The organism is Candidatus Aquicultor sp., assembly GCF_054640775.1.
This window is the reverse complement of record NZ_JBTSLF010000247.1, coordinates 1-3327: the sequence shown is the minus strand read 5'-3', so window position 1 is coordinate 3327 and position 3327 is coordinate 1. Positions and strand designations below refer to the sequence as shown.

Below are 3327 nucleotides of genomic sequence, written 5' to 3'. Positions count from 1 at the left end.
GCCGTACCGCGATCCTATGTCACACTTGAAGATACGAAAGAAGCTCTCTATCGAGAAGATATAACGTTCCCACTGGTTGTTAAACCGCGTTGGGGTACCGCGTCGATTGCAATCGATTTTGTCGAAGATCTCGAGGAACTCGAACTCGCGTATTCGTTAGCCAAGAAACGTCTAGCGAGAACCATCCTAGCTGAAATCAGCATGACAGATTTTGATAGATCGATCCTGATACAGGAGCAATTTGGCGGCGACGAATTCTGCCTGGACATAATCAATGATCTTAAAGGTAATTATATTTGCACTCTAGCAAAACGTAAGCTAGCAAAACGACCGGAAGGGGCAGACCGAGCGATCACTGTAAACAATGACCGGCTGTTTGCATTAGGTAAGCTAATTGGGACAGCGCTCGGACATGTTGGCAGTCTTGATTGTGATGTGTTTATCAGAAAGGGCATTTGTTATGTGCTCGACTTGAACCCGCGTTTTGGTGGCGCATATCCTTTTTCGCATGTTGCCGGCGCTAATATTCCGGCGGCGCTGATAGCGTGGGCGAGCGGGGAGCAGCCTGATCCGAGCTGGCTCAGGATTGAGGCGAATGTTATGTCTTCGAAATGCGATCGTCTAGTGGTCAATAGGAACGAATTAAGATGAGACTCTTAGACAAGCTTGCCATTGATGGTGGAACCCCGATCCGAACCAAACCCTTTGCGCCATGGCCGTATTTTGAAGCCGATGAGATCAATGCAGTGGTTGCTGTTCTAAAATCCGGCAAGGTGAATTATTGGACGGGTGATGAAGGCCGTCTCTTTGAAAAGGAGTTTGCGGCTTTTGCAGGCTGCAATCATGTGGTCGCCCTTACTAACGGTACGGTTGCCCTTGAGCTGGCGCTATTTGCCCTGGGTATAGGGCCGGGTGATGAGGTTATCGTTACCAGCCGCACGTTCATTGCTTCGGCAAGTTGCGTGGTTGTAAGGGGCGCGACACCGATTATGGCGGATATCGATTCTGTAAGCCAGAATATTACTGTAGAAACCATCAAGGCTGCTATAACATCGAAAACGAAGGCGATAATCGCCGTGCATTTGGCCGGTTGGCCGTGCGATATGGACCCAATCCTAAAGCTGGCCAAAAAGCATGGTCTCAAAGTTATCGAGGACTGCGCCCAAGCGCATGGAGCTACATACAAGGGGCGCCCGGTGGGCTCGGTGGGGGACGTAGGCGCCTTCTCGTTCTGTCAGGATAAAATTATGACTACCGGCGGAGAGGGTGGAATGCTCACCACCAACGACGAAGAGGTTTGGCGCAAAGCTTGGGAATATAAAGATCACGGTAAGAGCTACGATGCGGTCTACAATCGCCGGCATTCTCCCGGGTTTCGCTGGCTTCATGAATCCTTTGGAACTAATTTGCGATTGACAGATATGCAATCGACGCTCGGCCGTGCGGCGCTTGCAAAACTGCCAGCCTGGGTTGCGACCCGGCGCAGGCATGCGGTCATCTTAAACGAGCGTCTCTCGCAGCTTGAGGCATTACGAACGACGATTCCCCCGGAAGGATTTTACCACTCCTATTACAAATATTATGTATTTGTTCGCCCCGAGGCTTTAAAAGAAGGATGGGATCGGGATAAAATTATGATGGCGATTAATGCCGAGGGTATCCCGTGCTCTACGGGAAGCTGCAGCGAGATTTATCTCGAGAAGGCCTTTGATGCAAAGGAACTTCGTCCGACTGAGCGTCTGAGAACAGCGAGGGAGCTGGGTGAGACAAGCTTGATGTTTCTCGTGCACCCAACGCTGAGCGATACTGATATTGAGGATACGTGCCGGGCAATCGAGAAAGTAACGACAAAGGCGTCATGGTAAATAACGAGTTCCAAAACGAAGAGAAAACAACAAAGCTTGCCCATAGCACGTTGCATTGGCTTCTGGTTCTGGCCTTTCTGGCAGTGATAGCGCATTTTTCAAGCCAAACCTTTCACGAGCAGGATCTACGCCCCGAGCTCAAGAAATATAGTTCCGTCGTTAGCGCTGTTCGCAAACTACCGGAAGTACGGTTTGCCTATAACAGCAGACCGACGGACAATCATAAAAACCCCGTTGATTTTATTCAATTCTTTATTCGCAAAGGCGCACACGTTGCGATTTATGGTGCGTTTGGGTTGGCTCTAGCTGCTGCGCTTAAATGTTCAGGCCTCAAAAGGAAATGGCCCTGGTTGGTGGCCGGGGCACTCTTGATTTCTGTTGCTTCTCTCGATGAATGGAATCAAACACTTGTCGGGAATAGAACGGGCATGGCGAGGGACGTGCTTCTGGATTTTGGCGGATTTCTAGTTTTCACCTGTCTCGCCTGGGTGGCTGGCAAAACAACCGCGCTGTTTGGGCGTCCAAAGACAATGTAGTTTGCTCGCTACTTCCGGAATAATTTTATCCCGATCCAGGCAACCATTAGAACCGCCGCCAATAACAACAGCAGGGGAATCGCAGCATCCACAATAATCACCGCCCGATATACTATCAATCTACATGACGAAGTATTTATTCCCAAATTTGCTAAGAGACAGTTAATTTTTTGCAATCGCTTGTCCTCTTAACGAAATATGCCTTAGAATTTTGAAACGGGTACGGATTGTATGGCGGAGTTAATCCGACATTACATAATCGAGGGGGATGCAAGAGGATGTTTAGCCCACAGGTCATTGAAACGACGGGCTAATATAAGAAATGTTACCAAACCATTGCTTAACTACCGTTTCCTGAGTATAATATTATAATAGTTTCCATATTTTGGAAACTTTGCAGAGGGAAAGCGACGATGGTATACCAACAAAATGGTCACTTAGGTATACCTAAACCAAGCTCGCTGAGCGAGATGGGGATAGTTGATGGATTGAATTCATCAACTATTGATAGAAAGTAAGACGGGTCGATGTTTTCACATCGACCCGTTTCTTTTGCACATAGTTACTGATACTTCACTGTGATAGTAGCGGCTTAGCTGCTATCAGCGTTTATTATCCAGCAGCTACTTTGTTGAGTTTCTTCATCAAGCGCGACTTTTTGTTGGCGGCGTTGTTTTTATGGATGGTGCCTTTCTCGGCTGCCTTGTCCAGATTCTTGATAGCAATCTTAAGCGCTGCCTCAGCTGCATCGCGGTCGCTCGCTGCAATCGCGGTGTTGAATTTGGTAACATAGGTCTTAAGAGCCGATCGTGTGCCCTTATTGCGAATGCGCTGGCGCTCTGATACCTTTATCCTTTTGATTTGCGACTTTATATTTGCCAAGGTTATCCTCCTTAATGTTTATGTAAAGCAGAAAAATTTTACCA

The 3327-nt window shown here is 48.0% G+C and carries 4 protein-coding genes; 3 read left to right on the top strand and 1 reads right to left on the bottom strand.

Annotated elements, in window-relative coordinates:
- From ACYC56_RS13585 to ACYC56_RS13575, 3 genes are all read left to right on the top strand, one after another.
- Window positions 1-651 (top strand): ATP-grasp domain-containing protein (locus ACYC56_RS13585; RefSeq protein ID WP_461374712.1); only part of this gene is annotated, 651 nt, incomplete at its 5' end.
- Window positions 648-1865 (top strand): DegT/DnrJ/EryC1/StrS family aminotransferase, encoded by a 1218-nt coding sequence (locus ACYC56_RS13580; RefSeq protein ID WP_461374711.1) that lies wholly within the window; start codon window positions 648-650, stop codon window positions 1863-1865. The genes ACYC56_RS13585 and ACYC56_RS13580, both read left to right, overlap by 4 nt.
- Entirely contained in the window at window positions 1859-2401 is a 543-nt protein-coding gene (locus tag ACYC56_RS13575) for a VanZ family protein (RefSeq protein WP_461374710.1), read from the top strand. Before ACYC56_RS13580 ends, ACYC56_RS13575 begins: the two co-directional genes overlap by 7 nt.
- A gap of 612 nt (window positions 2402-3013) precedes the next feature.
- Here ACYC56_RS13575 and rpsT read toward each other — a convergent pair.
- Entirely contained in the window at window positions 3014-3283 is a 270-nt protein-coding gene (gene rpsT, locus ACYC56_RS13570; RefSeq protein WP_461374709.1) for a 30S ribosomal protein S20, read from the bottom strand.
- Window positions 3284-3327 lie beyond the last annotated feature (44 nt).